The following is a 3,083-nucleotide window of genomic DNA, read 5'->3' on the forward strand; positions in this document are numbered from 1 at the left end:
CAGTTTGAGGTTTTTTTTTCTTGAGTCTAAATACTTACTCAAGTTTTCCCCTCTTTATGTACTACATTTTGTCGTGCGGAATGTGGGATTAACATTAACAAGTGCTAAAATTAGCAAAAAGATTAAAATATGGGTGTTAACTACTTAATAACTGAAGTGTTAGCTAAGTATAGCATTACTTTTGGTGATTGGTATAATACCTAGTAACAAATCTAAGAGGCTAGCTGATGTCTGAATGCTTATATCACGAGGAAAATGAGGAAAAGATTTCTATCAGGATAATTATTGGAAGATAATGCTACTACATATTTTTAAATATGGCGTTTATTTTTACAAAAATTTTGTTTTTAATTTTACCTAACTTAATTATATTTTTTCAATAAAATAGTATTATTATCTATATTATTCGGTATTCGGATCATCAGTTATAAAAACCTGCCCATCTTTAGGGTAACTATAATAATTATTTCTACTCTTTTATGACCGAAAAATTTGGGTCTCAAGCCTCCTCTTTTAAGGGGATAAAAAGCGGTCGTTTGCGTAGCAGTCCGTAGGATGGGATGGCGTTAGCGCAGCTCCTCTGAAAGAGGCAGCGGGTCCGTAGGAGCGGGTTTCACGCTCTTGCAGAGCCGCTCCGCTTTATATGTCGCGCAGCGTTAACGTTTGCGTAGCATTCCGATAGGAAAGTTGTGCGGAACGCTAAACGCCATATCCAATCGACCAAGAGAAAAGAATATTCCGTATTTCAAGCTTCCTGGTTTCCTACGGAATGCTGCGCAAACGGCAGGAGGTACTAATAACTGATAACTGATAATTGATAATTGATAACTGATAACTGAAATCACCCTCTGACCAATCAAATTTTCCAAATTATCTTCTGACTCATGACTAGAAAATAAGGTCTCAAACCTCCTATTTCAGAGGGATAAAAAAATCAAATTCAGTATTTCAAGCTTTTATATTACCGAATAATTATTAATTATTCAGGTTAAAAGCATCCCCTTTCAAGAGGAAAAAAAGTGCTAGGATATTTCCTTATATTCAATCAAGAACGATTTTAACCAGAGGTAATTATCCATTATCCATTATCCATTATCCATTAATGAAAGGAGGTACTGATAACTGAAGTAACTCCTCCCTAATTATTTACAACTAGAAAAAAATCTANTTATCCATTATCCATTATCCATTAATGAAAGGAGGTACTGATAACTGAAGTAACTCCTCCCTAATTATTTACAACTAGAAAAAAATCTATAGCAATCCTAAATAGGTTGTGACAAGTTTTATAATAGTTGATTTTAACTGAAAGCCTTTGTAATTCTGACTCCTGTACGGACGTTGCATCACAAAAATGCGTTTCATGTTGCGCAGCAAAACGTCCCTACGACTCCTAACTACTACCAAAATATTACAACTAAAATAGGATTGCTATATGTCTCGACCTACCTTATATATTGCCATTACTAATCATGGATTTGGTCATGCTGTCCGCATATCATCAGTTGCCAACCTGGTACAAAAAATGTGCCCAGATGTTTTATTAATTATGGTGACAACTGCTCCTCGTTGGTTATTAGAATCTTATATTTCTGGTGATTTTATTTATCGTCCTCGTGCTTTTGATGTGGGAGTTATTCAATCAGATAGTATCACTATGGATAAACAAACTACTCTAGAAAAATTGCAGGAAATTCGACACAAAGAACGGTCAATTATTGCTGGGGAAGTAAATTTTATTAAGCAAAATAGAGTAGATTTATTATTAGCAGATATTCCACCCATTGCTGCTAAAATTGCTCAAGCTGCTGATATTCATGGTTGGATGATGGGTAATTTTGGTTGGGATTTTATTTATCGTTCTTGGGGTGGTGAATTTCTGGAAATTGCTGATTGGATAGGAGAATTTTTTGCTCAGTGTAAACGTTTATTTCGCCTTCCACTCCACGAACCTATGAGCATTTTTCCTAATATTTTAGATGTGGGTTTAACTGGGGGAACTCCACGTTATGAACCAGAAGAAATTAAAGCAAAATTTGATATTCATTCTGACCAAGAAAAAACTGTTTTACTTACTTTTGGCGGTTTAGGTTTAGACCAAATTCCTTATCAAAATCTCGCTCGTTTTCCTGACTGGAAATTTCTAACATTAGATAGTAATACTCCTGAACTTCCTAATCTAATAAATGTCACAAAAGAAGCTGAAAAAATAGATAAAAATTTACCACGTATTCGCCCTGTAGATTTGATGCCGATTTGTAGCAGAGTTGTTTCTAAACCAGGATATAGTACCTTTGCTGAAGCTTTGCGTTTAGAGATACCTATTATTTCATTAGTCAGAGAAGGTTTTGGCGAATCAAAATTTTTATTAGAAGGAATTCAAGATTATAGTTATCATCAAATTTTACCTCCAACAGAATTTTTTGATGGTGATTGGGAATTTCTCAGACAACCCCTACAAGCACCCCGTAAATCTGAAAAATTAGATAAAAATGGTACTGAAGCGATCGCTCAAGCAGTTGTAGATTATTTACAATAATTACTTATAACTATCCAATTACCGAATAATTAAGGTTTAAAGCCTCTCATTATCAAGGAGAAACAATGAATTTATTTTCCTTTTATTCAATCCAATCTGTTTTAGGGACAGGTAATTATCAATTATCCATGGTTCAATAATTGATAATGGATAATTGATAATTAATCCCCAAAAGTTTAAAGCTTCTGCTTTCATCAGATTTTCTGATAATTCAATTCCATTACCGAATAATTAAGGTTTAAAACCTATCATGATCAAGGAGAAACAATGAATTTATTTTCCTTTTATTCAATCCTCTTCCTTTGAGGGAGAGGTAATTATCAATTATTGAAGGTTTTAACCATAGTTCAGCAATTAACAATGTTCATGTAACGAGGTGTCGTTTGCGCAGCATTCCGTAGGAATACAATTAAGAATTATCTAGAGTGAAAAATTCTTAATTTATAACAGACTATCTCAGGCTTCTTTATGGCTTGTAAATTATTAATTATTCATTATAATGGAAGGCTTGAAACCTGAATTGTTGAATGAATAATTAATTGAC

1 protein-coding gene is annotated in these 3,083 nt (G+C 33.6%); it reads left to right on the plus strand.

The genetic code is table 11. The features are described 5' to 3' along the window. The first annotated feature begins 1,435 nt into the window (after positions 1-1,435). The gene (locus tag AFK68_RS04235; protein ID WP_094671727.1) at positions 1,436-2,539 is read left to right on the plus strand and encodes a glycosyl transferase; all 1,104 of its coding nucleotides are present in this window, start codon (positions 1,436-1,438) and stop codon (positions 2,537-2,539) included. Positions 2,540-3,083 lie beyond the last annotated feature (544 nt).

Source organism: Hydrocoleum sp. CS-953, from assembly GCF_002260545.1.
GTDB lineage: Bacteria > Cyanobacteriota > Cyanobacteriia > Cyanobacteriales > Microcoleaceae > Trichodesmium.